The following is a 26,850-nucleotide window of genomic DNA, read 5'->3' as shown; positions in this document are numbered from 1 at the left end:
TGCCGACGTCGGTGGCCAGCGCGAGCGAGACCCACGCCGTCGCCGGCCCCACGTGGTGCTGCTGACGGCGGACCGCCGTCCCGGGCGGGACCCCCTGGTGCTCGGTGCGGGCACCCGGACCCCCGGCCCGGGCCGACCACCCCGCGCGGCGACCGTCGACCCTGCGTCATCGCACTCCCGACGGCCCGCGCGCGCTCGGCACGACCTCGCCGCGCCCGATGCGCCCGGTGCGGGTTGACCGGGCCGGCGCCCCGGCCGGTGGCACGGACGACCTCCGGGCCACCGGCCGGCGTGCGGCGCGGGCCGTCCGGCTGACCGCTGCGGCGCCCGGTCGGCCCTAGTCTCGAGGCATCCGGGGGCACGGGGGCGAGGTCGCGATGTCGGGGACGGGTCCGCCACCTGACGGGTCCCGGCGTGCCCGGGCCGCGGTGCCGTGGTGGCAGTCGTGGCCGGCCGTGGTGGCCGGGCTCGTGCTCTGCGTCGTGCCCGGTCTCGTGCTCCTGTGGCTGCGCCCCGGCTCGGCCCGGGTCAAGGCCGCCCTCACCGCCGCCACCGTGGGCGGCGTCGCCATCCTGGGGGCCGCCTCCGCGGCGGTCCCCCCGTCCGCGCCGAGCGGCGGCCCGCCCGCGGCCCTCGCCCCGGCCTCGGTCGGTTCCACCCCGGCCGGCTCCACCGCACCAGCCGCGTCGGCGTCCCCCACCGCAGCGACAGCACCCGCGACGTCCGCGCCCGCGGCGGCGCCCTCGACGTCGGCCCGCCCGTCCACGCCGCCCGCGGCCGGCACCGCCCTCGCGCTGGCCGAGACGCTGCGGGTGAAGGGCCGCGCCCCCATGACCGGATACAGCCGGGCGATGTTCGGCCCGGCGTGGGCCGATGTGGACGGCAACGGGTGCGACACCCGCAACGACGTGCTGCGCCGCGACCTGACCGGCCTCACGATGCGCGACGCGTGCGTGGTGCTGCGCGGCACGCTGCGCGACCCCTACGACGGCTCCACCATCGCCTTCGTCCGCGGCGTGGGAACCTCCTCGCGCGTGCAGATCGACCACGTGGTGGCGCTGGGCGACGCCTGGCAGAAGGGCGCGCAGTCGTGGTCGGCGGCGAAGCGCGAGGCGCTGGCCAACGACCCGCTCGACCTGCTGGCCGTCGACGGTCCCAACAACGAGCGCAAGGGCGACGGCGACGCGGCCACCTGGCTGCCGCCCGCCCGGTCCTTCCGCTGCGCGTACGTCGCGCGGCAGACGGCGGTGAAGGCGAAGTACGGCCTGTGGGTCACTGCCGCGGAGAAGGCGGCGATCCTCCGCGTGCTCGGCGCCTGCCCCGACATGCGGGCCCTGCCGCCCGGGCCCCTCGTCCTGCCGAGCGACGTCCCCGCCACGGCGCCGACGACGTCGGCCCCGGCTGCCGGGAGCCCGGGCGGCGCAGGCCTCGACCCCCGCTTCGCGACGTGCGCCGCGGCCAAGGCCGCCGGTTACGGCCCCTACGTGCGCGGCCGCGACCCGGAGTACGCGTGGTACCGCGACGCCGACGGCGACGGCGTCGACTGCGAGTGACCCCACCCGCGGGGAGCACGCCCGCGGCGCGCAACGCGCACCCCGGCGGCGCGACACTGGTCGCGGGAGCTCGGCACGAGAGTCGGCTCCGACCGTGGCCCGGCGTGCCGCAGCCTCCCGTGGAGGTGTGCGATGACGACTTCACCGAGCACCATCGTCGTGGGGATCGACGGGTCCGCGGGCAGCCTGGCCGCGGTCGACTGGGCGGCCGACGAGGCGCACCTGCGCGGGTCGCGCCTGCAGTTGCTGTACGGCCACTCCACGAACTGGGTGACCCTGGCCGCGCAGCCGGGCATGGGCGTCGACCTCGACGCCGGCCCGCTCGGCTTCCCGGAGGAGGCCCGCGAGCGGGTGGTGGCCCGTCAGCCGGACGTCGAGGTCGCCGTCCGGGCGGTCCCGGGCGACGCCGCCTACACGCTCGTGCGGGCCAGCCACCAGGCCGACCTCGTGGTGGTCGGTGCGCACGGCAGGTCCTTCGTCGGACGCCTCCTGCTCGGGTCGGTGAGCCAGCACGTCGTCACGCTCGCCGCGAGCCCGACCGTCGTCGTGCGGGGCACGCCGGTCGAGCCGGACGCCCCGGTCGCGGTCGGCATCGACGACTCGGACACCGCGCGCCTGGCGCTCCAGGTGGCCTTCGAGGAGGCCCGCCTGCGCGGCACCGGCCTGGTCGTGTTCCACGCGTGGCAGGAGCCGGTGCCGTCCTGGTACGGGATGTGGGCGGTCTCGCCGGAGATCGAGTACGAGCTGCGCAGCGCGGCCGACCACCTCGTGCGCGAGGCGCTCGTCGGCTGGTCCGAGAAGTACCCCGAGGTCACCGTCGAGCCGCTCGTGACGCCGCAGCACCCGGCCATCGCGGCCATGGAGGTGTCGCACCGCGCACAGCTGCTCGTCCTGGGCTCGCACGGGCGCGGTGCCTTCGCCGGCATGACGATGGGCTCGGTGTGCGCGTCGGCCGTGCACGAGGGCGGCTGCCCGGTGATGGTCGTGCGGCCGGACTCGACGCAGCGCGCGGCGTGGATGGCGACGCGCGGCTGACCACCCACCTCGTAGGGTGACGGCCGTGACGTCGACGTCGGAACGGCCGCTGCGCCTGCGCCTCGACGCCGCGCTCGACGCCGACGCCGACCTGCTCGTCGAGATGCGTCGCGACCTGCACATGCATCCGGAGCTGAGCGGTCACGAGACGTCGACCACGCTGTGGATCGAGCAGCACCTGCGCGACCTCGGGCTCGCGCCGGTCCGCCTGGCGGTCGGCACGGGGCTGGTGTGCGACCTGCCCCTGGGCTCGCCCGGCCCGGGGTCCCCGGTCGTCGCGCTCCGCGCGGACATCGACGCGCTCGCGATGCCCGACGAGAAGGACGTCGGCTACCGGTCGCAGGCACCGGGGGTCGCGCACGCGTGCGGGCACGACGTCCACACCACCGCGGTCCTCGGCGCGGCCCGCGCGCTGCACGCCGTCGGCCGCGACGCCGGCGTCACCGGCACCGTCCGGCTGGTCTTCGAGCCCTCGGAGGAGTCCGTGCCCGGCGGCGCGGTCGACGTGCTGCGCGAGGGCCACCTCGACGGCGTCGGCGCCATCTTCGGGGTGCACTGCGACCCGCGGGTCGACGTCGGCCGGGTCGGCACCCGGGTCGGCCCGCTGTCGTCCGCGGCGGACATGGTCGAGATCAGCGTCCGCGGTCCCGGCGGCCACACGGCCCGTCCCGACCGCACCGTCGACCTCGCCGCGCTGCTCGGGCGGCTGCTCACCGGCGTCCAGCCGGCCGTCGACGCGCGGACCGGCTCGCCGGGTGCGCTGCGGGTCGTGTTCGGAGCGGTGCACGCCGGCGACGCCGCGAACGTGATCCCGTCGTCGGGCGTGCTGCGCGGGACGCTGCGCACGCCGCACCCCGAGGTGTGGCGGGACACCCCGGCACTGCTGCGGGCCGCGGTCGGCGAGCTTCTCGACGGTTCCGGCGCGGAGTGGGACATCGCCCACCGCCGCGGGGTGCCCCCCGTGGTCAACGACCCCGGCATGACCGCGGTGCTCGACGCCGCCGTGCGCGACGCGCTCGGCGACGACGGGCTGGTGGGCACCGACCAGTCGTGGGGCGGCGACTCGTTCGCGTGGTACCTCGAGCGGGTGCCCGGCTCCTACGCGCGGCTCGGCGTCCACGACCCGGAGTCCGGCAAGCCTCGCCTGGACCTGCACGCGAGCACTTTCGACGTCGACGAGCGCGCGATCCGGTGCGGCGCCAGCGTGCTGGCGACCGCCGCGGTCGACGCGCTGCGCGCGCTCTCGCGCTGAGGACGCCGTTCAGACCGACGACCAGGTGTGCACCGGCTCGTTGGTGTGCATGCGGTCGACGTACTCCTGCGTCATACGGCGCAGGGCCTCGCGGCGATCCATCCCCGCCGCCTCGAACCGGCGCACCGTCTCGACCTGCCACGTGGCGCCGTTGCGCCCGGTGGTGCACCGGCCCTCGATCACCCCGAGGAGCCGCTCGCGGATCGTGTCGTCGACGCCCCACGAGCGCAGCCCCTCATGGGCGAGCGGCAGCAGACGCCGCAGGGTGAGCTCGCTCACCGGCAGCTCGCCCGAGCCCGGCCAGTACACCAGCGCGTCGATGCCGTGCTGCGCGGCCGCCTCGAAGTTCTGCTCCGCCGTCGAGAACGCCATCTGCGACCAGATCGGCCGCTCCTGGTCCACGAGGGCGCGCAGCGCGCCGAAGTAGAACGCCCCGTTGGCGAGGATGTCGACGACGGTCGGACCGGCGGGGAGCACGCGGTTCTCCACGCGGAGGTGGGGCGCGTCGTCGTGGACGTCGTACACCGGGCGGTTCCAGCGCCAGACCGTGCCGTTGTGCAGCCGCAGCTCGTGCAGCGCAGGCACGCCGCCGGCGTCGAGCACCTCGAAGGGGTCCTCGTCGTCGATCACCGGGAGGATCGCCGGGAAGTAGGAGGTGTTCTCCTCGAACAGGTCGAACACGCTGGTGATCCACCGCTCGCCGAACCACACCCGCGGCCGCACGCCCTGCGCCTTGAGCTCGGCCGGCCGGGTGTCGGTGGCCTGCATGAACAGCGCGATGCGGGTCTCGTGCCACAGCCGGCGGCCGAGGAAGAACGGCGAGTTGGCGCCGAGGCCCACCTGCGCCGCGGCGAGGCACTGCGCGGCGTTCCAGCTGCGGGCGAAGTCGTCGGGGCCCACCTGGAGGTGGAACTGCACGCTCGTGCAGGCGGCCTCGGGGATGATCGAGTCCGACGTCGTCTCGAGGGTCTCGGCCCCGCGGATGTCGAGGTGGATGTCCTCCCCCCGGGCGAGCAGCAGCTGCTCGTCGAGCAGTGTGTAGCGGGGGTTGCTGCTCAGCGACTCCGGCGTCATGTGCTCGGGGAACAGCGTCGGGAGGATGCCGACCATCACCATGTGCGCGCCGATGTCGCGGGCGCGGGCCTCGGCCGTGTTGAGGGCGAGGCGCACGTCCTGCTCGTAGCGCGCCGCGCCGTCGCCGGTGAGGCCGCGCGGCGGCACGTTGATCTCGAGGTTGAAGCGGCCGAGCTCGGTCACGAACGCCGGGTTGCCGATGCGCTCGAGCACCTCGGCGTTGCGGAGGGAGGGGCGCCCGTCGGAGTCGACGAGGTTGAGCTCGACCTCCATGCCGGTGCTCGGCCGGTCGAAGTCGAACTGCGACTCGGCGAGCATGCGGACGAACGCGTCGAGGCAGCGGTGCACCTTCGCGCGGTAGCGCGCGCGGTCCTCCCGCGTGAACGTCCGGGGGCCGACGTCCTCACCCATGGGGTCAGCGTGGCGCACGGCCGGCGCGGGTGTCCCCGGGACGGCAGGATGCGTGCCCGCTGCGCGACCGCGTCGGGAGGGCCGCGGCGTGGCACGCTGGGCGCGTGGGCAGTCAGGACGGCGTCGTGCACGTCGAGGTGATCGAGCCGCGCGAGGTCCCCCTCGGGGGCGTGCGGTCGATGACCGTGCGCCGCACCCTGCCGCAGCGCAGCCGGTCGCTCATCGGCGCGTGGTGCTTCGTCGACCACTACGGCCCCGACGAGGTCGAGCGCACGGGCGGCATGCTCGTGCCGCCGCACCCGCACTCCGGGCTGCAGACCGTGAGCTGGCTGTTCTCCGGCGAGATCGAGCACCGCGACAGCAGCGGCGCCCACGCCGTGGTGCGCCCCGGCGTCGTGAACCTCATGACGGCCGGGTCGGGCATCTGCCACTCCGAGGTGTCCACGCCGCAGACCCGCGTGCTGCACGGCGTGCAGCTCTGGATCGCGCTGCCGGACTCGGCCCGCGACGTCGGGCGCTCCTTCGAGCGGCACGAGACCGAGGCGGTCGACCTCGGCGGCGCACAGCTGCGCGTGCTGCTCGGCACGGTCGGCGGCGTCACCTCGCCGGTCCGCACGTTCTCGCCGGTGCTCGGAGCCGAGCTGGTGCTCTCGCCCGGTGCCCGGCTCACGCTCTACGTCGACGAGGCGCACGAGCACGGGCTGCTCGTCGACCAGGGGCAGGTCGCGCTCGCCGGCGTCCCGGTCGCCCCCGGCCGGATCGGCTACGTGGGCACGGGGGTGAGCCAACTCGTCGTGGAGGACGTCGGGGGAGCGGGCGCGCGGATGCTGCTGCTGGGCGGCGAGCCGCTCGACGAGCAGATCGTGATGTGGTGGAACTTCGTCGGGCGCACGCACGACGAGATCGCCGCGATGCGGCTCGCGTGGCAGTCGGGATCGGCGCGCTACGGCAGCGTCGAGGGGTACGTCGGCGATCCCGTGCGGCTGCCCGCACCCGAGCTGCCGCACGTCACGCTGCGGCCTCGCGTCAACCCGCCCACGGCGAACCCGGGCTGACCCGCGCCGGGCACGGCGAAGGGCCGGGAGCGGGTGCGCTCGCCGGCCCTCCTCCGTCGTGGACGCGGGCTACGCCGCGCGGCCGTACCGCCGGTAGTAGTCCTTCCACACCAGCCGGTGCAGCGGGATCCAGCGGGGCAGCGAGCGCAGCCCCGGGATGAACGGCGTCAGGATGAACACCGCGCACAGCAGCAGCAGGATCATGAAGATGATCGCGTCCGCGTTGTCGGTGAGCGTCGTCCCGTCGGTGTTGAACGCCGGCGGCTGGTACCACACCGAGGCGAACGCGAGCCAGATCTGGCCCGGCCAGCTGCCCGCCTCGTTCATCATCCCCCAGGTGTCGCCACCCAGGTTGTAGGAGACCGCGCGGTCCTCCATGTAGCCGCCGTCGCCCATGAGCATCAGCTGCTTGGTCTGGTCGGTCTGGAAGAACGAGCCCTGCCCCGTGAGGGCGTTGTCGTAGCCGCCGGTCTTCGCGAGGTCGACCACCGCCTGCGCCAGCGTGGGCACCGGGCCGTAGTCGCCCGCCGCGACGGCGTCGAGGTGCAGGTCGCCGTTGTCGTCGGCCGTGGCCTGCACGGCGTCGTCGTACGCCGTGGCCCACGCCTGCTGCTGGTCGGCGCCGGCCGCGGTCCACGTGCCGAGGGCCTGGGTCACGTCCGCCGGCTCGATGGTCGACTGGAGCGGGGTGACGACGAAGTCCTGCGCGGTGTCGATCGGGTGGGTGACGCCGCCGAGCTTCTGCAGGAACAGCGGGCCCACCGACAGCCCGTCGCTGTTGGTGTTGTACGGCGGCCCGTACCCCGCGGTCTCGCTGGTGCCGGCGAGCTCGGACACCGTCGTGGCGTAGAGGGTGTCGGGCGAGTCGGTGGCCCAGCCCTTGAACGTGAGCGCCGGGTCGTCGGGGGAGGAGAACAGCGCGGCGAGGCCGACGACGAGCAGCGTCACGACCACGAGCGCGATCGCGCCCTCCTTGAGGATGTCGTAGTGCCGGGTGGGCCCGGTCCAGGGACGGGCCTCGAAGGCGCGCCGTGCGGTGGTCGTCGTCATGACCGGGCCTCCGTCGCCTCGGCGCCCTCGTCGGGAACCACGGCCTCCAGCGGGGGCACGACGCCGTGCTTGCGCACCAGGAGCACGTGCAGCACGACGATGACGCCGAGGATCGCCGGCAGCAGGGCCACGTGCAGCAGCACCATCTGGCCGAGGTCGGTGACGTTGAAGACCGCGCCGATGCCGACGGCGTTGAGCACGTCCTTGGACTCGAAGGCGATCCACTGGGCGTTGAAGTTGGTGGTGATGACGTAGCCGGTGAAGGCCACCGCCACCGAGCCGAGGAACGCCACGGCCCCGGTCATCCAGGTGAGCGCGCGCTTGCCGCGCCAGGCGGCCATCCAGAACTTGCCCCAGAGGTGGACGATCATGAAGAGGAAGAACAGCTGCACCCCCCAGAAGTGCAGGCTGTTCACGAAGCGCCCGAGCGAGGACGTGTGGAACCACTGCACGCCGCCGAGGGTGAGGATCGCGCCGGACACCAGCACGAGGCCGAGGGCGACGAGGGTGAGCATCCCGAAGACGTAGATCCACGAGGCCACGTACGCCGGCTGCGTCTCCGGCAGCATCTTGTCCGGCGGGAGCGTGCGCATCCAGCGCTGACGGACCGCTCCGGTCCAGGTGGTGGGTGCGGCCTCGGCCGCGGCCGGTGCCGGGGCCGGTGCCGGGTCGGTGTCGAGGCTCACGAGTGATCACCGCCCGACGGGAACGGCAGGACCAGCGCGCCCACGAAGAGCAGCAGCATCACGATGATCATGATCAGGTTCGGGATCGACACCGACACCCACTGCCAGACCTGCCAGTAGCTCGCGGGACCGCTCAGGTCCACGCCCAGGACGTCCATGACGCCTCCCTCGTCCGGTCGTCCGGTGACGACCACACCCGAACCGTCGCCCCGCGCGGCAGGGCCAGTCGCGGCGATCCGGTAAAGGAAAGGAATGGTGATCCTGAGCGTTTTCTCAGCGATGTGGTGAGCCTCGCCTCACCGCGGTACGCGCGTGCGGGAGCGGGGGGTCCCGGCACGCAGGGTGACCTTGCTGGCGCTCACCGTGGCGACACGCCGGAGGGTCCTAGGACCTGCGGAGGACGTCGGCTCCCACCGAAGGCTCGCCTTGGCGCCGCCGCGTAACAGAGCGTCATCGGGCCACGTTCCGCACGCGTGCAGAACCATCGCGCCACACGGGCGGGCGCTCGGGCAGGTCTGCGCCGCGACGACGGCGCGGCCGCGGTGGAGTTCGCCCTGATCGTGCCGATCCTCGTGCTGCTGGTCTTCGGGATCATCGCCTTCGGGATCGTGTTCGCCCAGAACCTGTCGCTCAACAACGCCGCCCGCGAGGCGGCCCGCGCGTCGGTGGTGCGCCAGATCGACGGCTCGCCGACCCGCACCTGCTGGGAGGCGCTGAGCCGCACGCGTGCCGCGGCGGTCGCGATCGGGCTGGACCCGGCCAAGGTCGGCGTCACGGTCTCGCTGTCCGGCACCACCGTGTGCTCCGTGGCGGCGGGCAGCCCGCTGCCGGCGTCGGCCAACACTCCGGCTCTCGCGAAGCCGCCGTGCACCGGCAGCGTGAGCGGCGGGGCCGACCAGCTGTCGGTCGCCGCCACGTTCGACAGCCGGCTCGCGATCCCGCTGTGGGGCTCGCCGAGCGTCACGGTCACGGGGACGGGGGTGTTCCGGTGCGAGTACTCGTGAGGCTGCGCCGCAGCCGTGGACCGGCCGACGACGGCGCCGTGGCCGTCGTCGTCGCGATCCTCGTGATGCTGCTGGCCGGCATGGCCGCGTTCGCGACCGACTTCGGTCTCGCCTACGCGCGCAAGCGCCAGCTTCAGACCGCGTCGGACGGCGCTGCCCTCGCCGCGGCCAAGACCCTCGCGGACGCCGCGACGCCGGGCCTGAGCTGCGCCACGGTCGTGAGCACGGCCATGACGTCGGCGCGTGCGTCGGCCGTGGCCTACGCCGCGGCCAACGCTCCGGCCGACGCGACGCTGGCCACCGGCCCCGCGCCGTCGGGCTGGAGCGGCGACGCCGGCGTGGCGATCCGCTGCAACCCCACCGGCAACGCCGAGGTGCGCGTGCAGGAGGTGGGCTCGAGCCCGTCGGTGTTCGGCGGCATCTTCGGCGTCTCGGACTACCAGCTCAGCCGCGACGCCACCGCGGCCATGGGGCCGGCCACCGCCGTCACCGGGCTACGGCCCTTCGCCGTGTGCAGCGCCGCCGTCGACCAGCTGCTCGCCTACGACGCGTCGCACCCCGGCGACGCCCAGCTCATCGACCTGAACAAGGTGTTCCAGGGCTCGACGTCGGTGGCGACGCCGTGCGGCTCGGCGCCGGGCAACTGGGGGACGCTCGACTTCGACGGCGGGTCCAACCCCGCCGGCGACACCACGCTGTGGACCGACGTCGGCTACAACCTGTCGATCGACCTCGGCTCGACGCTGCAGATCTTCTTCGCCGGCGACCCCGGCTTCCCCTCCGCCAACGGCGGCCAGTGCACCACCACCGACGGCTGCGTGCAGACGGTGAAGCTGGCCGGCGCGCTCAACGACATCCTCGACCGCCCGAGCGTGCTGCCGGTATTCGACGTCGTGAGCGGCAGCGGGTCGAACTCCACCTACCGCGTGGTCGGCTTCATCGGGCTGCGGCTGTGCGGCTGGAAGATCGGCAACCAGAGCGGCACCGGCGCGAACACGTTCTACAACCTGCCGTCGTGCTACGACAGCAGCAACCCCAACGTCGCGCTGCCCACCAGCAACGGCTCGAACGTCAACGCCTTCCAGGTGCGCGTCGACCGGTTCATCCCGATCGGCGAGCTGTCCTCCTACTGCGGCCTCACCGGCAACCCGTCGGTGATCTGCGAGGACAGTCCCCGCGTCACGCAGCTCATCAACTGACCGCCGCGGTCCCGGCCGGCGCCGTCCGGTGGCTCAGCCCTCGGGCTCGGTGACGTCGGCGACCGTCGCCGCCGTCGCCTCCAGCAGCGCCGCGGCGTCGACGCCGATGGCGACGTCGTGCGCACCGGAGCCCAGCGTGACCTCGCTCCGCGTGGCCAGGACGGCGTCGGCGACGACCGGCCACGGGCGCAGCGACCCCAGCGGGGTGATGGTGCCGCGCCGCATCCCGGTGGCGGTGAAGGCCTCGTCCGCGGGCGGCATCGACATGCGCGAGACCCCGAGCAGGGCGCGCAGCTTGGGCCAGGAGATCTGGCGACCCCCGGGCACGAGGACGAACAGGTAGTCGTCGTCGCCGCGACGCACCACGAGGGTCTTGACGACGTCGACCACCTCGACCCCGCGGGCCGCCGCCGCCTCCTGGAGGGAGTGCACGGGCTGCTCGTGGACGATCACTCGGTAGGGCAGCCCGGCGTCCGCGAGCGCGGCCAGCACGGCAGGTGCGGGTTCGGCCATGGCGCGATCCAACCAGAGTCGACGGCGCCGGGCCGCCGGGCGCTCACCCGGCGTCGGCCTGCGCGGCGTCGTCGACGGCGGCTAGGGCCCGGGCCAGCGCGTCGGCGAGGCGGCGGCGCAGGGGTTCGGCGCGACCGGCCAGCGCCCGCTGCCGGCGCGCGTACTCGGTGCGCCCCGCGGGCGTCTCGACCGCCACCGGCGAGTAGCCCAGCGCGCCGAGGTCGTAGGGCGCGGCCTCCATGTCGAGCCGCCGTGCGTCGCGCGCGAGCTCCAAGGCGTCGGCCACGAGGTCGCTGCCCACGAGCAGCACGTACTTCGCCGACCACTTGTAGAGGTCCATCGTGGCGTGCAGGCAGCCGGGCTGCTCGAGGTCGGGCTGCGAGGCGCGGTCGAGGGCGCGCTCGTTGCGCGGCGCGGCCTCGGGGGTGAAGAAGCGGTAGGCGTCGTAGTGCGTGCAGTGCAGGCCCTGCTCGTCGACGACGGCGCGGATCCGGTCCGGCTCGAGCCGCAGCGGCCACGACTCGTGCCGCACCTGCCCCTGCTCGAGCCCGTAGACCATCGCCCACTCGTGCAGGCCGAAGCAGCCGTAGCGCGCGGGCCGGTCCAGCGTGGTGCGCACGAGGCCCTCCACCCAGGCCAGGCCGTCGCGGCGCGCGAGCAGTCGCGCGGGGTCGGCGGTGACCACCTGCCGCCCGCCCACCACGAGCGAGCGGTAGGCCGGGTCGTCGCGCCACGGGCTGGGCCCGGCGAGCGCGACGCCGACCCCGGGGTGCCAGCGGCGCAGCTGCGCCGGACGGGTGGGGTAGTAGTCGAAGAGGAAGTCGTCGACGGGGTGCCGCCGGCCCCGCGCGGCCCGGTCGAGCCGGTCGCGGGTCCAGGCGTCCACACGGGCCGCATGCACCCGCGACCGCTCCAGCCACGCGGCCTCGTCCAGCACCTGCACGACGGCACCGTCCGGCGTGGTGGGGGAGAGTCCCGGGCTCACCCGCCCATTGTCGCCGGACGGCGGCGTCGCGTATCAGGCGGCGGGCCGACCCCGCTCCACGAGGGCGCCTACGTGCTCGAGCGCCTCCCCGACGATTCCAAGCATCCGGTGGAGCAGGGCGGGATCGGCCACGAGCGGCGGCGAGAGCTGGATCACCGGCTCGCCCCGGTCGTCGAGCCGGCAGAGCAGGCCGCGCTCCCACATCTGGCCGGAGAGCGCGTCGCGCAGCAGCCAGTCGGCCTCGGCGTCGGTGAACGTCTCCTTGGTCGCCTTGTCCTTCACCAGCTCGAGCGCCCAGAAGTGGCCCGCGCCCCGGACGTCGCCCACGAGGGGGAGCGCCCGCAGCTCGTCCAGGCCGGCCTGCAGCAGCGGCTCGTTCGCGCGGACGTTGGCGAGCACGTCCTCACGCTCGACGATGTCCAGCACGCTGAGGGCGACAGCCGCCGAGAGCGGGTGCCCGCCCCACGTGAGGCCGTGGGCGAACGACGTGCGCCCGGAGACGAAGGGCTCGGCGACCCGCCCGTGCAGCACCACGCCGCCCAGGGGCGCGTGCCCGGCCGTCACCCCCTTGGCGAAGGTGATCATGTCCGGCACGACGCCGAACCGCTCCGAGGCGAACCAGTGCCCCACGCGGCCGAAGCCGGTGATGACCTCGTCGGCGACCAACAGGATGCCGTGCCGGTCGCAGATCTCGCGCAGGCCGGTCCAGTAGCCGGCCGGTGGCATGAACGAGCCGCCCGAGTTCTGCACGGGCTCGGCGATGAGCATCGCCACGGTGTCGGCGCCCTCGAACTCGATGGCCGCCTCCACCTCCGCCAGCAGGGCGGCGCAGAACGCCGCCTCGTCGTGGCCGAGGGGGTGGCGGTAGGCGTAGGTCGGCGACACGTGGTGCGTGGGCACCGCGAGCGGCTCGAACGGGGCCCGGGCGGCGGCGTAGCCGGTGAAGCTCAGGGCCCCCAGCGTGGTGCCGTGGTAGGCGAACCGGCGCGAGATCGCCTTGCGCCGCTGCGGCTGACCGCGCTCGGCGTGCCACTGGCGGGCGAGCTTCCACGCCGACTCCACGGCCTCGCTGCCGGAGTTGGTGAAGAAGACGTGCTCCATGCCCTCCGGTGCGTACGAGGCGATGCGCTCGGCGAGCTCGATCGCCGCCGGGTGCCCGAGGGTCCAGGTGGGGGTGAAGACCAGCTCGGAGAGCTGGCGGGCCGCGGCCGCGCCGACCTCGGCACCGTAGGAGTGCCCGAGGTTGGTGCAGAAGAGCCCGGACAGGCCGTCGACGAAGCGTCGGCCGTCGGCGTCGACGACGTAGCAGCCGTCGCCCGCGACGACGACCGGCAGGTCGCGCGACATGTCGGTGAAGTTGAGCAGCAGGTGGTCGCGGAGGTCCCGCTTCAGGCGCGCCGGGTCGCGACGCGCTGCGCCGACGGTCTCGCGTCGGCGGGCCGCCGGGGAGCCGGCGCCGGGCGCGCTCGCGCCAGGGACGGTCCCCGCGGAAGGGGCTCCGGTGGTGTGCGTGGCCGCCATGGCCAGTCCTCGCATCCATCGCCGGACCTGAACGGTGGTTCAGGTAGTCCTGAACGGTCGTTCAGGATGTACCTGACACTACGCCGGGCCGTCGGGGGGCTGTCAAGCCCGTGCGGGGGTCCTCGGCGGGTGGCCGGACGCGGCTCAGCGGACCTGCGGGCGCCGCGCGCGCACGAGCCGGCGCAGCGGGACGCCGAGCTCGGCGGCCGCGGACTGGAGCCACAGCTCGCTCATCCGCTCCTCCGGCACGTCCGGGTCGCGCAGCGCCGCCTGGACGGCCAGGCCGTCCATCAGGGCGGCCAGCCGCACCGCGGCGGCGTCGGGGTCGGCGCAGGTGAACGAGCCCTCGGCGAGGCCGGCGTCGATCACCTCGCGCAGTGTCTGGCGCCAGCGCGCGTCGAGCGCCCGTCGCAGCGCGCGGGCCTGACCGTCGCGCAGCGCGCGCACCCAGACCTCCATCCACAGCGCCCAGTTGCCGACCGCCGGGCCGGTGTCGCAGCCGAGCTCGCCGAGGATGCGCAGCCGCTCGACCGCGGTCGCCCGGGGCGGGATCGCCTGGGCGAGGTCGGTGTAGAAGTCGTCCTCCACCGAGGCGAGCGCCTCGGCGAGCGCGCCGTCGAGGGTCTTGAAGTGGTAGACGACCAGCGCCGGGGAGGTGCCGGCCACGGCGGCGATGTCGGCGATGCGGGCGCCGGCGAAGCCCTTGTCCTTGAGCACCTCGACGGCGGCGGCGAGGATGCGTCGGCGGCGCTCCTCGGGGGCCTTCGCGGCGAGGGTCGAGCGAGAGGTCATCGAGCTCCTCGGGGGTCGGATCCTGACCAGTCGTTCAGCTCCGCGGCCTGGTCCCCGCGGTGCCGGGCAGTGCCCCGCCCATCCTCCCGCATGCGGCCGCCGGTCGGCGCGCTCGCCGGGCTCGGGTCCGCCGGCGCGGCGTGGGGCACGATGGGCGGGTGACCCCCGAGCAGGACGCGACCGGCGATCGGCCAGAGCCGGAGCCCGGCCCGCGGCCGCCCTCGGGTGCGCGCCCGCTGCGGCTCGACGACGTCGACCTCGTGCCCGAGCAGACGCGCGACGACACCGACGACGGCTGGGGCGCCTCGGCCGCGGGCGACCGCGACCCGGCGGCCGTGCTGCGCCGCTACCTCGACGAGACCCCGCCGCACCACGGCGACTGACGCGCCGCCGGGCGCCCGACGACGTGGGTCGCCGGTCAGTCGCGCGCGAGGGAGTCGCGGATCTGGCGCAGGAGCACGATCTCCTCGGGATCCGGCTCGGGTGCGGCGCCCTGCGCCTCGGCGGAGCGGGCGCGCAGCGCGTTCATCGGCACCACGACCAGGAAGTAGATGACCGCGGCGACGAGCACGAACGTGATGAGCGGGGTCAGCACGAGCCCGATGCTGAAGTCGGCCCCGTTGATCGTGAAGGTGCCGACGCTGTCGAGGTTGGGCTTGCCGAAGATCGCGGCGATCAGCGGGTTGAGCAGGCCGTCGGTGAAGCCCTTCACGACGGCACCGAAGGCGGCGCCGATGACGACCGCGACCGCGAGGTCGACGACGTTGCCGCGCATGATGAAGTCGCGGAATCCCTTGAGCACGAGACCCTCCCGGAGGTCGCTGGCGCGGGCTGACCACGGCGCTGCCCCGGCGGTGCGCCACCCATGCGCTCACGCACTGTAGCGAGGCTCGCGCCGCCCGGCCACGGATGCGCGACGCTCCTCGCGGTGGCCGGCGCCGGCGACGAGTCAGCCGTCCACGTGCAGCGACAGCGAGATCCGGCCGCGCAGAGCGGCCCGGGCCAGCTCGAGCGCCTGGCCGGGAGTGGCTGCGACGACCACGAGCGAGCCGTCACCGGACGTGACGGCGCCACCGCCGCCCAGCAGGCCCCCGGCGGGGGTGCCGGCGGCACCGGGGACGGCGAGGACGCGGACCCGGGTGGCCACGACCGACGCCACGGCACGACCGTCGGCGTCCGCCGTGGCGGCGAGGACGTCCACGGTGTCGCCGGTGCGCAGCAGGGCCGCCACGCCGGGGTCGGCCACGCGCAGCGGCGCGGCGACCGTGCCCGCCCCGCCGGCGTCGAGGGCAGAGGCGGTCAGCACGTCGCGCCGCCGCAGCGCCTCCGCGGCCAGCACCGGCGTCACGAGCACCCGGCCCACCACGTCGGCGGTGTCGGTGACCGGGTCCGGGCCCAGCGCGGGCACGGGCCGCGCGGCCGGGGCGACGTCGTCGGCGCGGACGACCGAGCCGGCCGCGAGGTCGCGCACGGCGACGAGCACGGTGCGCGAGGGCTCCGGCGGTGGCCGCAGCGCGCCCGCGAGCGACCAGACGACCACCGCGGCGAGCCCCGCGGCCAGCACGCGGCGGTGGCGGCGGGTGCGGCGCACCCAGGGGGCCGGGCGGCCGGGCACCCGGGTGGTGGCGCGCCGCGACGGCGAGGGCGTGGTCAGGGGCAGGCGCACCCGGTCACGGTAGGGACGCGCCGGGGCCGGCGCGGCCCGGCGTCCACAGGCTCAGGCGGCCGAGCCCGAGGTGCCCGACGACCCGGTCGAGGAGGAGCCCGACGACGGGGTCGAGGTGCCGGTGGAGCCCGACGAGGACGACGAGCCCGACGAGCCCGACGACGAGTCGCCGCCGGAGGACGAGGACGCGCTGGAGGAGGAGTCCGACCCGGCGGGCACCGAGGCCGTGGAGCCCGAGCGGCTGTCGGTGCGGTAGAACCCGGATCCCTTGAACACGATGCCGACGGCGTTGTAGAGCTTGCGCAGCCGGCCCCCGCAGGCCGGGCACTCGGTGAGGGCGTCGTCGGTGAACGACTGGACGACCTCGAGCGGCTCGCCGCAGGCGGTGCACGAGTACTGGTACGTGGGCACGGTTGCTCTCCTCGGGTCGACGCCGCCGGCGGCGGTCGAACTGGCACTCCCGGCGGCCGAGTGCCAATGATGCCAAACCGCCCCGGCCCCGCCAACTCCGCCGCCGCTGCGCCGGGCGGGTGAGCGCGGCGCCGTGCCCCGGGGATGTTCACCTGCCGGCAACGCCGCGACAACCGTCCCGAGACCTCGGCCGCCGACCGTGGAGGGGCACGACCGGCGCAGGGCGGACGCCGACCCGTCCCGCGCCGGGGCACCCCCGCACGACGGACCCCGTGACCCCGAGGAGGTGACCGGCATGCCCGCCATCGACACCACCGTCTCCAGCGTGGACGAGCTCTACGCGCTGTGGGACCGCCTGCGCGAGGAGGCCACCAGCGCCGCCGAGCGACACGAGATCGACGCCGTGTTCGCGCGCCAGGCCCCCTGACGCCGGCAGCCGCGCCGACGCACGGGTTCCTGCCGTGCCGATAGCCGACCACCGCCTAGGGTCGGTCCCTCGAGGAGGAACCCCATGACGGTCGAGGCGATCGGGCTCGGCAAGACCTACGGCAGGACCCGTGCCGTCGACGAGCTGTCGTTCACCCTGCGGCCCGGCGTCGTCACCGGGTTCCTGGGCCCCAACGGGGCCGGCAAGTCCACCACGATGCGCCTCATGCTCGGCCTCGACCGCGGCGACGGCGCGACGCTGTGGGACGGGCGGCCGCTCGTGCAGCACGAGCACGTCACCCGGGTGGTCGGCGCGCACCTCGACGCGAAGTTCTTCCACCCGTCGCGCTCGGCCCGCAACCACCTGCGCCTGCTGGCCACCGAGGCCTCCGTGCCGGCGTCGAGGATCGACGAGGTGATCTCGCTGGTGGGCCTCGACGCGGTGGCCCGGCGGCGGCCCTCGGGGTTCTCGCTCGGCATGGGGCAGCGGCTCGGGCTGGCCGGCGCGATCCTCGCCGAGCCCCGTGTCCTGCTCCTCGACGAGCCGGCGAACGGCCTCGACCCGCAGTCGATCCAGTGGCTGCGCGACTTCCTGCGCCACTACGCCTCGCGCGGCAACGTCGTGTTCGTCTCCAGCCACCTGCTCTCCGAGATGCAGCTGATGGCCGAGCACCTCGTGGTGATCACCGCGGGGCGGATGATGGCCGACGAGTCGCTCGAGTCGTTCGTCGCCCGCAGCACGCGCAACGACGTCCTCGTGCGCTGCGCCGACCCCGTCGCCCTCGCCGAGGCGCTGCGCGCCGACGGGCTCGCGAGCTCGCCGGCCGGGCCGGACGGCCTGGCCGTGGCCACGGCCGACACCGACCGCGTGGGGTACCTGGCCTTCCGTGCCGGCATCGCCGTGCGCGAGCTCACGCGGCGCACCGCCTCGCTGGAGGACGCGTTCCTCGAGCTCACCAGCGGCGACCAGCAGTTCGCCGTCGGCGGGACGGCGCCTCCGCCCCCGACGCCCACGTCGGACGGCGACGCGCCGCGGGACGGGGGCGGCGCGTGATCGCCTCGCTGCGCTACGAGTGGGTCCGCATCCGCACGATCCGCTCGACCTACATCCTGCTCGCGCTCACGTTCGGGCTCGTGGCGTTCCTGGCGTGGGAGATCGCGAACCCTCAGGACGCCGGACCCGGCGTCGACCCGGCGGACGTGCAGGTGTTCGTGCCCTGGTACGAGGCGTTCTCGGCCCCGCTGACGCTCGCGACCATCCTCGCGTCCGTGGCGGCGGCCCAGTCCATCGGCCAGGAGTACCGCTTCGGCCTCATCCGTCTCACGCTCACCGCGTTCCCGCAGCGCCTCCAGGTGCTCGGGGCGAAGCTGATCGTCGTCGTCGGCGCGATGGTCGTGTTCACGGGCGTGTCGTTCCTCGGCAGCGAGGTCGGCGTGACGCTGCGCGGCTTCCCCACGCCGCCGGAGGGCACGTTCGCGCCGGAGCACTCCATCGTGGTGCTGGGCGCCGTGTTCGTCGTCCTCTGGGGGCTCTCGGCCTTCGCGATCGCCGGCATCACCCGGCAGACGGCGCTGGGGATCGCGGTGCCGATCGTCTCGGGCCTCGTGGTGGAGCAGCTGCTCGCCGTGGTGCTGCGCGACCGGGCCGACTGGCTGGTGAGGATCCTGCCGTGGAGCACGGCGACGCGCTGGGACGTCGACCCGATCTCGTCGGACTCGGGCGGCGCTGCGGGCTCCCTGGGGATCGACCAGCTGCCGGTCGGCTGGCAGGCGCTCGGCGTGTTCGGGGCGTGGGTGCTCGCGCTGCTCGCCGTCGAGGCCATGGCGTTCCTGCGACGCGACGCCTGAGCGCCGGCACCGGCTCGGTAGCCTCGCGCGGGTGAGCAGCCCCCGCCCCGACGAGCTCGCCGCCGTGGCAGTCGGCGGCATGGTGGGGGCGCTCGCCCGCTGGTCCGTCTCGCTCGCCGTGCCGCACCACGACCCGGCCTCATGGCCGTGGGCCACCTTCACCGCGAACCTCCTCGGCTGCCTGGTTCTCGGCGTCCTGCTCGACGCCGTCGACTCGCGCCACGAGGCCTGGCTGGTGACCCATCCCCGGAGGGCCCGGCTCGCGCGGCCGCTGCTCGCCAGCGGGGTGCTCGGCGGCTTCACGACGTTCTCGACGTTCTCGGTCGAGACCTACGGCCTCCTCTCGCACGGCCAGCCGCTCGCCGGAGTCGCCTACGCGGTGTCGAGCGCGGCGCTCGGCGTCGCCCTGGTGCTCGTGGGCCGGCAGCTGGGGGCCGCCGTGTTCGGCCCGGCTCCGGTCGACCTCGCCGAGGACGAGGCGCTGTGACGGCGGCCGAGCTGCTCGCGGTCGCGCTCGGGGCGGCGGTGGGGGCGCCGCTGCGCTTCGCCGTCGAGCGGCGGCTGGCGTCGGCCTACCCGTGGGGCACCCTCCTGGTGAACGTCGCGGGCTCGGCGGTGCTCGGCGCGCTCGCGGCCTGGGCGGCCGGCCGCGATGCGGCGTCCGTGGCCGTGCTGGCCGCGCTGGTGGGCACCGGGTTCTGCGGGTCGGTCACGACGTTCGGCGGCTACGCGGCGCAGGTGCTCGACCTCGCCGTCAACGGCGGCGGCCGGCCCCGGGCGGCCCGTTCGGCCCGGGCCCTGGGTTACGCCTCGATATCGATCGTGCTGTGCGTCGCGGTGGCCTCCGCCGCCTACGTGCTCACCCGCGCTCTCGTGACCTGATCCGCCTCGCGCAGTCCGTAGAGTTCGGGCGTGCGCAGACTCGGCAAGGTCCTCGGGATCATCGGCATCGTCCTGCTCCTCCTCGTCGTCGCGGTCACGACCTACGGCGCCTGGACGGTGCGCCGGTCCTTCCCGCAGACCTCGGGCGAGATCACCCTCCAGGGCCTCACCGCCACCGTCGACGTCCTGCGCGACGACCGCGGCATCCCGAACATCTACGCCGACAACACCGACGACCTGTTCTTCGCCCAGGGCTACGTGCATGCCCAGGACCGCTTCTACGAGATGGACTTCCGGCGGCACATCACGTCGGGGCGCCTCTCGGAGATGTTCGGCAAGAGCCAGGTGGACACCGACAAGTTCCTGCGCATCTCCGGCTGGTACCGCGTGGCGCAGCAGGAGTACTCGCTGCTCAGCGACCAGACCAAGCGCATCCTCGAGGACTACACCCGCGGGGTGAACGCCTACCTCGCGGACCACTCCGGCGCGGCGGTGTCGTTCGAGTACGCCGTGCTCGGGCTGCAGAACCCGGGCTACACCATCGAGCCGTGGACCCCGGTCGACTCGATCTCCTGGCTCAAGGCGATGGCCTGGGACCTGCGCGGCAACATGCAGGCGGAGATCGGCCGGGCCCTGGCGTCGGCGGCCGTGGGGGAGAAGCGCACCGCGCAGCTCTACCCGCCGTACCCCTACGACCGGCACCGGCCGATCGTGAACCAGGGCGCGGTGGTGAACGGCGTCTTCGACCAGAACGCCACCGCCACCTCCGGCCCGCTGCCGGTGGTCGGCTCCACGGTGCCGCGGCTGCCTGCCGCGGTGCGGCCGGCGCTGGAGCGCACCAGCACGGCGCTCGGCTCGCTCGACAGCATCCTGGGGCCGTGGAGCAGCGAGATCGGCTCGAACTCGTGGGTGGTCAGCGGCGCGCACACAGCCACCGGCAAGCCCCTGCTGGCCAACGACCCGCACCTCGCCCCGATGATGCCGAGCATCTGGTACCAGATGGGTCTGCACTGCCGCGTGGTGTCGGCGTCCTGCCCCTACGACATGGCGGGCTACACCTTCTCGGGCGTGCCGGGCGTGATCATCGGCCACAACGCCACGATCGGCTGGGGCTTCACCAACCTCGGGCCCGACGTCACCGACCTCGTGCTCGAGAAGGTCTCCGGCGACACCTACCAGGTGGGCTCGGCGCAGAAGCCGATCACCACGCGCCAGGAGACCATCAAGGTCGCGGGCGGCGACGACGTGACCATCACGGTGCGCTCCACGGAGCACGGGCCGATCGTCTCCGACGCCTCCGACGAGCTCACCCAGGTGGGGCAGAAGGCACCGACGACCGGTGGGGCGCCGGCCCGAGGCGACGGGTACGCGGTCGCGCTGCGGTGGACCGCGCTCACCCCCGGCCGCACCATGGACGCGCTGACCGACATCGACCTCGCGACCAACTGGGACCAATTCCGCAAGGCGGCGTCGGAGTTCGAGGTGCCGGCGCAGAACCTCATCTTCGCCTCGACCGACGGAACGATCGGCTACCAGACCCCCGGCCGCATCCCCATCCGCACCGGCTACGACGGCACCTACCCCGCGGAGGGATGGGACCCGAAGCAGACGTGGAAGGGCTACATCCCGTTCTCGGCGCTGCCGAGCGTGACGAACCCGTCGGACGGCTGGATCGTCACCGCGAACAACGCCGCGATCGGGACGAGCTACCCCTACTTCCTCACCGACGACTGGTCCTACGGCGCGCGCAGCCAGCGCATCACCGACCTCGTGAGCCTGGCGACGTCGGGCAACGCCAAGATCACGGCCGACACGATGCGCTCGATCCAGTTCGACACCTGGAACGAGAACGCCGCCTTCCTCGTGCCGCGGATCAAGGACGCCGCGGTGCCGGACTCCGTGAAGCCCGCCATGGCCCTGTTCGACTCGTGGGACTTCACCCAGCCGGCGGACTCCGCCCCGGCCGCGTTCTTCAACGCCTTCTGGCGCCACCTGCTGCTGGACACGTTCGGCGACGAGGTGCGCACCGACGACATCGACGGCGGCGACCGCTGGTTCACCGTGGTCCGCAACCTCTGGGACACCCCCGACGACCCGTGGTGGGACGACGTCACCACCCCGGGCACGAAGGAGACGCGCGACGACGCCGTCGTGCGCGCCCTCACCGAGGCCGACGACGAGCTCACCAGCCGTCTGGGGTCGGACCCGACCTCCTGGAAGTGGGGCGAGCTGCACACCCTCACGGTGCAGAACCAGACCCTCGGGGTGTCGGGCATCGGGCCCATCGAGCGGATCTTCAACCGCGGCCCGATCACGACCTCGGGCGGCGGCTCGATCGTCAACGCGACCGGCTGGAACCCGCCCGACGGCTACCAGGTCGACTGGGTCCCGTCGATGCGCATGGTGCTGGACTTCAGCGACCTGGACCGCAGCACGTGGGTGAACCTGACCGGCAACAGCGGCCACGTCTACGACCGCAACTACGTCGACCAGCTCGACGCCTGGCAGACCGGCCAGACCTTCCCGTTCCCGTTCAGCCCGGCCGCGGTGCAGGCCGCGACCCGGGACACGCTCACGCTCAAGCCGGCCTGACCCGGCGCCCCCGCCGCCCCGGCGCCGTCAAGCGCCGCGGGCCGTGCGCCGATCCCTGAGGCATGGGACTGCGCACGATCGCGGTGGTGGCGCTCGCCGGCTGGGCGGGGTGGCTGCTCTTCCGCGGTGTCGTGCGGCGCCGGGTCCCGTGGGTGGGGCTCGCCGTGCTGGCCGTCCCGCTCGTGCTGCTGGGCTGGACGGAGCGGCAGTGGGTGAGCGCGGAGAACGTCTTCTCAGCCGTGGCGCGCACGGTCGAGCCGGTGGCGCCGGGGGTGCACTGCCAGCGCATCGGCGAGTCGTTCCTCTACGCCGGCGCCGAGGCCGGGCACGTCGAGTACGACGCCGACGGGGTGCCCACCGGGCCGGCGTGGCTGTCGTACGGGACGTGCACGGCGCTCGCGCAGTACTGGCGCTCGTCGGCGTCGGAGAAGTCCGGCCCGAGCCTCGAGGAGGTCATGGCCGTGCACGTGCTCTCGCACGAGAGCTACCACCTCGCCGGGGTGCGCAGCGAGTCGGTGGCGGAGTGCGACGCCATGCAGCGCGACGCGCGCACCGCGCAGGCGCTGGGGGCCAGCCCGCTCCAGGCCCGGCAGCTCGCGACCACCTACTGGCTGCGGGTGTTTCCCGACATGCCGCCCGACTACCGCTCCCCGGACTGCCGGGAGGGCGGTCGCCTGGACAAGACGCCCGGCGACGGGGTGTGGCCCTGAGGCCGTGCCTCAGCCGTCGCCCGTGGCCGACTCCGCCCGCCGGTAGCCCGACGGCATGAGGATCCCGTCGACCCGCCGGTCGTGGGGCTGCGTGGGCACCGCGGCCACGACGTCGTCGTCGTGGACCACAGCGACGGTGAGCGGACGGCCCGCGCCGTGGCGCTCGAGGCCGGCCAGGAGCCGGTCGTAGTAGCCGCCCGCCTTGCCGATCCGCCGGCCCGCGTGGTCCACGCCGAGAGCGGGCACGAGCACCACGGCGCACCCCAGCGCCACGAGCCCGTCGGCGCCGACCCCGACCTCCGGCCCGGTGGGCTCCGGGATCCCCGGGGAGACCGTCCCCGGCCCGAGGTCGTCGGCGTACGGCGCCCACCCCAGCGAGCCGTCGTCGTGGATCACCGGCAGCAGCACCCGCGCGCCCGCGTCGGCGAGCAGTCGCAGCAGGGGTGCCGTGCCCGGCTCGGTGCCGAACGACGCGTAGGCCGCGACGCACACCGCCGGCACGCCGCCCGGAGCCGGGCCGTCGTCGGCGGCGCGAGCGAGAACCACGCCGAGCACGGGCACCTCGCGCGCCGCGACCGCCAGGGACTCGGCCACCTCCGCGCGCTCCTGCGGCGTCCGGGCCCGACGGCGCGCCCGGAGCTGCTCGCGCAGGGCCTGCTTGGCCTCGAGCACGTCGTCGGGCGCGTCCTGCGGCTGCGTCACGCACCCATGATGACGCGACCCCGTAGGGTCGGGTGCGTGCGCAGCGTCGAGGAGCACCTGCAGTCCGTGCTGGAGGGCGTCGAGTCGCTCGCGCCTCTCGACGTGACGCTCGTCGACGCTCGCGGGTGCGTGCTCGCCGAGGACGTCACCGCGCCGTGGCCGCTGCCGGCCTTCGACAACGCCCAGGTGGACGGCTACGCCGTCAAGGCCGCCGACCTGCTCGCGGCCAGCGACGGCAAGCCCGTCACCCTCCGCGTGATCGACGACGTCCCCGCCGGCTACCGGGCGAGCCTCCCGGTGCGCGACGGCAGCGCGATCCGCATCATGACCGGTGCGCCGCTGCCCGAGGGCGCCGAGGCCGTGGTGCCCATGGACTGGACCGACGGCGGGATGCCCGAGGTGAAGGTGGTCCGCAGCGTGGTGCGCGGTCAGCACGTGCGCCGCCGCGGCGACGACGTTCCGCTCGGCGAGGTGGTGTGCCGTCAGGGCACCGTGGTGGGCCCGCGCGAGATCGCGCTGCTCGCCGCGGTGGGGCGGGGCCGCGTCTCGGTCCACCCGCAACCGCGCGTGGTCATCATCTCGATCGGCAGCGAGCTCGTGGAGCCGGGAGCGCCCTTGGCGCCGGGGCTGGTGGCCGACTCCAACGGCGTCACCATCGCCGCCGCCGTGCAGGAGGCGGGCGCCATCGCCTACCGCGTGGGGCCGCTGCGCGACGACGCCCAGACCCTGCTGGCCACGCTCGAGGACCAGCTCGTGCGCGCCGACCTCATCGTGACCACCGGCGGGGTGAGCGCCGGCGCCTACGACACGGTCAAGGGCGTGCTCTCGCGGCTGGGCACCGTGGAGTTCACCACCGTGGCGATGACGCCGGGGATGCCGCAGGGCCACGGCACCCTGGGCCCGGACAGCACGCCGATCTTCACGCTGCCGGGCAACCCGGTCTCGGCGTACGTGTCCTTCGAGGTGTTCGTGCGTCCGGTGATCCGCCGGATGCTGGGGCACGATCGGATCTACCGTCCTGTCGTGCGCGCCGTGCTGGTCGACCCGCTGCCCTCGCCCGCCGGGCGCCGGCAGTTCGCGCGCGGGCACCTCGCCGTCGAGGACGGCAGGTACGTCGTGCGGCCGGCGGGGGGACAGGGCTCGCACATGCTCGGCTCGCTCGCGCGCGCGAACGCGCTCGTGGTCGTGCCGGAGGACGTCACCGAGGTCAGGCCGGGGACGGCGGTGGCCGTCCTGCGTCTCGACGAGGAGTGAACGTGAGCGATCCCGGCTTCACCCACCTCGACGCCGCCGGTGCGGCGCGCATGGTCGACGTCACCGAGAAGGACGTCACCGTGCGGACCGCCACGGCGACCGGACGTGTGCTCGTCTCGGCGGAGGTGGTCGCGCTGCTGCGCGGGGGCGGCGTCCCCAAGGGCGACGCCCTGGCCGTGGCGCGCATCGCCGGCATCCAGGCGGCCAAGCGGACGCCGGACCTGGTGCCGCTGTGCCACCCCATCGCGATCCACGGCGTCACGCTCGACCTCGAGGTGCTCGACGACCACGTGGCCGTGCGCGCGCAGGTGCGCACCGCGGACCGCACCGGCGTCGAGATGGAGGCGCTCACGTGCGTCGCCGTCGCGGGGCTGGCGCTCGTCGACATGGTGAAGGCGGTCGACCCCGCGGCCGTGATCACCGACGTGCGGGTGGAGGAGAAGACGGGCGGCAAGACCGGGCTGTGGCGCCGCGACGGCGTCGGATGAGACGGACCGCCCCGTCATGAGTCCCACGGTCTGGCCGGTCACGCTCGCAGCGGGACGCGTCGGGCTGCGGCCGCTGCGCCTGCGCGACGCGCGGGAGTGGCGCGAGGTGCGCACCCGCAACGCCGAGTGGCTGCGCCCCTGGGAGGCCACCAGTCCCGAGCCCGCCGCCGACACGCCGCCGTCGTACGCCGCGATGGTCCGCCGGCTGCGCGCTGAGGCGCGCCAGGGCCGCACCTGGCCCCTGGTGGTGACCTACGACGACGTCCTCGTCGGCCAGCTGACCGTGGGCGGGATCACCTGGGGGTCGCTGCGCTCGGCCTACATCGGCTACTGGATCGACCAGCGCTTCGCCGGCCGCGGCATCACGCCCACCGCGGTGGCGCTCGCCACCGACCACTGCTTCGCGATCGGGCTGCACCGCGTCGAGATCAACATCCGCCCGGAGAACCTCGCCTCGCGCCGCGTCGTCGAGAAGCTCGGCTTCCGCGCCGAGGGGCTGCGCCCGTCGTACCTGCACATCGACGGCGACTGGCGCGACCATCTCTCCTTCGCACTCACCGAGGGCGAGGTGCCCGGTGGGCTGCTCGCGCGCTGGGAGCAGCAGCGGTCGTCGGCGACCTAGCGCCTCGGCCGCCGATGTCGCGCGTGACGAGCGACACGCCCACGGCGTGTGACGCGTGTGATGCACGTGGTTGCCGTCACCGGGTCCTAGCCTCGGTGTCGTGTCGAACCCTTCCGTCTTCCTCTACGCGGGGATCATCGGAATGTGGGCGCTCGTCCTCGTCCCCATGTGGCTGCGGCGCCACGACGAGGCGCAGGAGACGCGGTCGGCCGACCGGTTCGCGCGGGCCATGGGCTCGCTGCGCCGCGGCGACGACACCGCGTCCTCGGGTGCCCGATCGGCCACCGCGCGCGAGGTGCTGATGCCGGGTCGTCCGGCCGCCGCGCGCGAGCGCCAGGTCACGGTCTCCGGTTCCGACCACGAGCGCACCCCGGCCGCCGCGGCCGCTGCCCGGCGCCGCGTGGTCCTCGCCGTGCTGGCGGGCCTGCTCGTGGTCTGGACCGTCGTCACCCTGCTCAGCGGGCGCCTCCCGCGCTGGAGCCTGGCGGTTCCGGCGGCGCTGCTGCTCGGCTTCCTCGTCGTCGCCGGCCGCCAGGGGTCGCGCGCCGCGGGCCTGCGCCGCCGGCAGGCCCACCGGGCCACCCTCGCCGAGGCCGCGCGTGCGGCCGAGGCGCGATACGGCGCCGCCGAGGGCCAGGCCCGTCGCGGCGGCCGGGTCGTGGCACCCGCCCCCGCCCACGAGCAGCCTGCGGCGCGGTCCGAGCAGGTCGAGGTGGCGGCCGTCTACGCCGAGGACTCGTGGAACGCGGTGCCCACCACGCTGCCCACCTACGTCACGGCTCCGCGCGCCACGCGCATGCCGCGCGTCATCGACCTCACCACCCCCGGGTCGTGGAACGGCGCGGCGATGGTGGAGCAGGCGCGCTCCTCGCGCTCGTCGGCCCCGGTCGACGAGGGCGGCATGCTCGTGGAGACCTTCGAGATCACGGTGCCGCGCGACCCGCACGTGCGGGCCGGCGTCCTCGTGGAGCCCACGACGTACGCCGACCGCTACGTCGAGGACGACGTCGAGGTGAGCGCCCTGGCCGACTCTGAGGACCTCGACGCGCTCCTCGACGACCCGCGCACCGGCACGCACGGACCGACCTGGCGGCGCGCAGCCAACGGCTGACGCCACCA

At 74.5% G+C, this 26,850-nt stretch carries 28 protein-coding genes; 17 read left to right on the top strand and 11 right to left on the bottom strand.

Translation table 11 applies throughout. The features are described from left to right. Positions 1 to 377: 377 nt before the first annotated feature. The 3 genes from GC157_07500 to GC157_07490 all read left to right on the top strand — a co-directional run bounded on the left by GC157_07500 (position 378) and on the right by GC157_07490 (position 3,840). On the top strand, positions 378 to 1,553 hold the full coding sequence (locus GC157_07500; protein MBI1377310.1) for a DUF1524 domain-containing protein: 1,176 nt from the start codon (positions 378 to 380) through the stop codon (positions 1,551 to 1,553). A 132-nt stretch (positions 1,554 to 1,685) separates the two neighbouring features. Further along, the gene (locus GC157_07495) at positions 1,686 to 2,588 is read left to right on the top strand and encodes a universal stress protein (GenBank protein MBI1377309.1); all 903 of its coding nucleotides are present in this window, start codon (positions 1,686 to 1,688) and stop codon (positions 2,586 to 2,588) included. 103 nt (positions 2,589 to 2,691) lie between these two features. Beyond that, positions 2,692 to 3,840, top strand: a complete 1,149-nt coding sequence (locus GC157_07490) for an amidohydrolase (GenBank protein ID MBI1377308.1) — start codon at positions 2,692 to 2,694, stop codon at positions 3,838 to 3,840. 9 nt (positions 3,841 to 3,849) lie between these two features. Here the strand turns inward: GC157_07490 and GC157_07485 are convergent, their stop codons facing one another. After that, positions 3,850 to 5,325, bottom strand: coding sequence for a glutamate--cysteine ligase (locus GC157_07485; GenBank protein MBI1377307.1), 1,476 nt, complete (start codon positions 5,323 to 5,325; stop codon positions 3,850 to 3,852). A gap of 179 nt (positions 5,326 to 5,504) precedes the next feature. Here GC157_07485 and GC157_07480 point away from each other — a divergent pair, with 179 nt between their 5' ends. After that, entirely contained in the window at positions 5,505 to 6,380 is an 876-nt protein-coding gene (locus GC157_07480; protein MBI1377306.1) for a pirin family protein, read from the top strand. A gap of 69 nt (positions 6,381 to 6,449) precedes the next feature. On the opposite strand, the gene GC157_07475 is transcribed toward GC157_07480, so the two are convergent. Beyond that, the gene (locus tag GC157_07475; protein ID MBI1377305.1) at positions 6,450 to 7,430 is read right to left on the bottom strand and encodes a hypothetical protein; all 981 of its coding nucleotides are present in this window, start codon (positions 7,428 to 7,430) and stop codon (positions 6,450 to 6,452) included. Beyond that, entirely contained in the window at positions 7,427 to 8,023 is a 597-nt protein-coding gene (locus tag GC157_07470; GenBank protein ID MBI1377304.1) for a cytochrome B6, read from the bottom strand. The genes GC157_07475 and GC157_07470 overlap by 4 nt, the downstream gene beginning before the upstream one ends. A gap of 545 nt (positions 8,024 to 8,568) precedes the next feature. Between GC157_07470 and GC157_07465 the strand changes: the two genes are divergently transcribed. Both GC157_07465 and GC157_07460 read left to right on the top strand, forming a co-directional pair. Further along, the gene (locus tag GC157_07465; GenBank protein ID MBI1377303.1) at positions 8,569 to 9,120 is read left to right on the top strand and encodes a hypothetical protein; all 552 of its coding nucleotides are present in this window, start codon (positions 8,569 to 8,571) and stop codon (positions 9,118 to 9,120) included. Positions 9,121 to 9,158: 38 nt separating this feature from the next. Next, on the top strand, positions 9,159 to 10,319 hold the full coding sequence (locus GC157_07460) for a hypothetical protein (GenBank protein MBI1377302.1): 1,161 nt from the start codon (positions 9,159 to 9,161) through the stop codon (positions 10,317 to 10,319). Between the two features lie 33 nt (positions 10,320 to 10,352). On the opposite strand, the gene GC157_07455 is transcribed toward GC157_07460, so the two are convergent. The 4 genes from GC157_07455 to GC157_07440 form a co-directional block, all read right to left on the bottom strand. After that, complete coding sequence (locus tag GC157_07455) at positions 10,353 to 10,832, bottom strand: hypothetical protein (GenBank protein MBI1377301.1); 480 nt, start codon at positions 10,830 to 10,832, stop codon at positions 10,353 to 10,355. A gap of 43 nt (positions 10,833 to 10,875) precedes the next feature. Next, entirely contained in the window at positions 10,876 to 11,817 is a 942-nt protein-coding gene (locus GC157_07450; GenBank protein MBI1377300.1) for a 3-methyladenine DNA glycosylase, read from the bottom strand. 33 nt (positions 11,818 to 11,850) lie between these two features. Further along, the gene (locus tag GC157_07445; protein MBI1377299.1) at positions 11,851 to 13,338 is read right to left on the bottom strand and encodes an aspartate aminotransferase family protein; all 1,488 of its coding nucleotides are present in this window, start codon (positions 13,336 to 13,338) and stop codon (positions 11,851 to 11,853) included. A 144-nt stretch (positions 13,339 to 13,482) separates the two neighbouring features. After that, positions 13,483 to 14,130, bottom strand: coding sequence for a TetR family transcriptional regulator (locus tag GC157_07440; GenBank protein MBI1377298.1), 648 nt, complete (start codon positions 14,128 to 14,130; stop codon positions 13,483 to 13,485). Between the two features lie 158 nt (positions 14,131 to 14,288). On the opposite strand from GC157_07440, the gene GC157_07435 reads away from it, so the two are divergent. Continuing rightward, positions 14,289 to 14,513 carry a hypothetical protein gene (locus tag GC157_07435; protein MBI1377297.1) on the top strand — a complete coding sequence of 75 codons (225 nt, stop codon included), beginning with the start codon at positions 14,289 to 14,291 and terminating at the stop codon, positions 14,511 to 14,513. A 35-nt stretch (positions 14,514 to 14,548) separates the two neighbouring features. Here GC157_07435 and mscL read toward each other — a convergent pair whose 3' ends face one another. From mscL to GC157_07420, 3 genes are all read right to left on the bottom strand, one after another. Next, a complete protein-coding gene (mscL, locus tag GC157_07430; protein ID MBI1377296.1) occupies positions 14,549 to 14,932 on the bottom strand; it encodes a large conductance mechanosensitive channel protein MscL in 384 nt (127 codons plus the stop codon). 147 nt (positions 14,933 to 15,079) lie between these two features. Further along, positions 15,080 to 15,796: a hypothetical protein gene (locus GC157_07425; GenBank protein MBI1377295.1), complete on the bottom strand. Its 717-nt coding sequence runs from the start codon at positions 15,794 to 15,796 to the stop codon at positions 15,080 to 15,082. A 51-nt stretch (positions 15,797 to 15,847) separates the two neighbouring features. Then, positions 15,848 to 16,207, bottom strand: coding sequence for an FmdB family transcriptional regulator (locus tag GC157_07420; protein MBI1377294.1), 360 nt, complete (start codon positions 16,205 to 16,207; stop codon positions 15,848 to 15,850). Positions 16,208 to 16,718: 511 nt separating this feature from the next. Here GC157_07420 and GC157_07415 point away from each other — a divergent pair. The 6 genes from GC157_07415 (at position 16,719) to GC157_07390 (ending at position 22,665) form a co-directional block, all read left to right on the top strand. Then, a complete protein-coding gene (locus GC157_07415; GenBank protein MBI1377293.1) occupies positions 16,719 to 17,687 on the top strand; it encodes an ATP-binding cassette domain-containing protein in 969 nt (322 codons plus the stop codon). Beyond that, complete coding sequence (locus GC157_07410) at positions 17,684 to 18,481, top strand: hypothetical protein (protein MBI1377292.1); 798 nt, start codon at positions 17,684 to 17,686, stop codon at positions 18,479 to 18,481. The genes GC157_07415 and GC157_07410 overlap by 4 nt, the downstream gene beginning before the upstream one ends. Before the next feature lie 79 nt (positions 18,482 to 18,560). Further along, positions 18,561 to 18,968, top strand: coding sequence for a fluoride efflux transporter CrcB (locus GC157_07405; protein ID MBI1377291.1), 408 nt, complete (start codon positions 18,561 to 18,563; stop codon positions 18,966 to 18,968). 11 nt (positions 18,969 to 18,979) lie between these two features. Next, positions 18,980 to 19,363: a fluoride efflux transporter CrcB gene (locus GC157_07400; GenBank protein ID MBI1377290.1), complete on the top strand. Its 384-nt coding sequence runs from the start codon at positions 18,980 to 18,982 to the stop codon at positions 19,361 to 19,363. Between the two features lie 30 nt (positions 19,364 to 19,393). Next, positions 19,394 to 21,955, top strand: a complete 2,562-nt coding sequence (locus tag GC157_07395; GenBank protein MBI1377289.1) for a penicillin acylase family protein — start codon at positions 19,394 to 19,396, stop codon at positions 21,953 to 21,955. A 62-nt stretch (positions 21,956 to 22,017) separates the two neighbouring features. After that, a complete protein-coding gene (locus GC157_07390) occupies positions 22,018 to 22,665 on the top strand; it encodes a hypothetical protein (protein ID MBI1377288.1) in 648 nt (215 codons plus the stop codon). A 9-nt stretch (positions 22,666 to 22,674) separates the two neighbouring features. On the opposite strand, the gene GC157_07385 is transcribed toward GC157_07390, so the two are convergent. Then, positions 22,675 to 23,337: a 5-formyltetrahydrofolate cyclo-ligase gene (locus GC157_07385; GenBank protein MBI1377287.1), complete on the bottom strand. Its 663-nt coding sequence runs from the start codon at positions 23,335 to 23,337 to the stop codon at positions 22,675 to 22,677. Positions 23,338 to 23,373: 36 nt separating this feature from the next. Between GC157_07385 and GC157_07380 the strand changes: the two genes are divergently transcribed. The 4 genes from GC157_07380 to GC157_07365 all read left to right on the top strand — a co-directional run bounded on the left by GC157_07380 (position 23,374) and on the right by GC157_07365 (position 26,842). Next, the gene (locus tag GC157_07380) at positions 23,374 to 24,621 is read left to right on the top strand and encodes a molybdopterin molybdenumtransferase MoeA (protein MBI1377286.1); all 1,248 of its coding nucleotides are present in this window, start codon (positions 23,374 to 23,376) and stop codon (positions 24,619 to 24,621) included. Between the two features lie 50 nt (positions 24,622 to 24,671). Further along, a complete protein-coding gene (gene moaC, locus GC157_07375) occupies positions 24,672 to 25,109 on the top strand; it encodes a cyclic pyranopterin monophosphate synthase MoaC (protein ID MBI1377285.1) in 438 nt (145 codons plus the stop codon). Between the two features lie 16 nt (positions 25,110 to 25,125). Beyond that, entirely contained in the window at positions 25,126 to 25,731 is a 606-nt protein-coding gene (locus GC157_07370; GenBank protein ID MBI1377284.1) for a GNAT family N-acetyltransferase, read from the top strand. A gap of 100 nt (positions 25,732 to 25,831) precedes the next feature. Further along, positions 25,832 to 26,842 (top strand): hypothetical protein, encoded by a 1,011-nt coding sequence (locus GC157_07365; protein ID MBI1377283.1) that lies wholly within the window; start codon positions 25,832 to 25,834, stop codon positions 26,840 to 26,842. Positions 26,843 to 26,850 lie beyond the last annotated feature (8 nt).

Source organism: Frankiales bacterium (assembly GCA_016125335.1).
Lineage (GTDB): Bacteria > Actinomycetota > Actinomycetes > S36-B12 > CAIYMF01 > Longivirga.
This window is presented reverse-complemented; position numbering and strand designations above follow the sequence as displayed.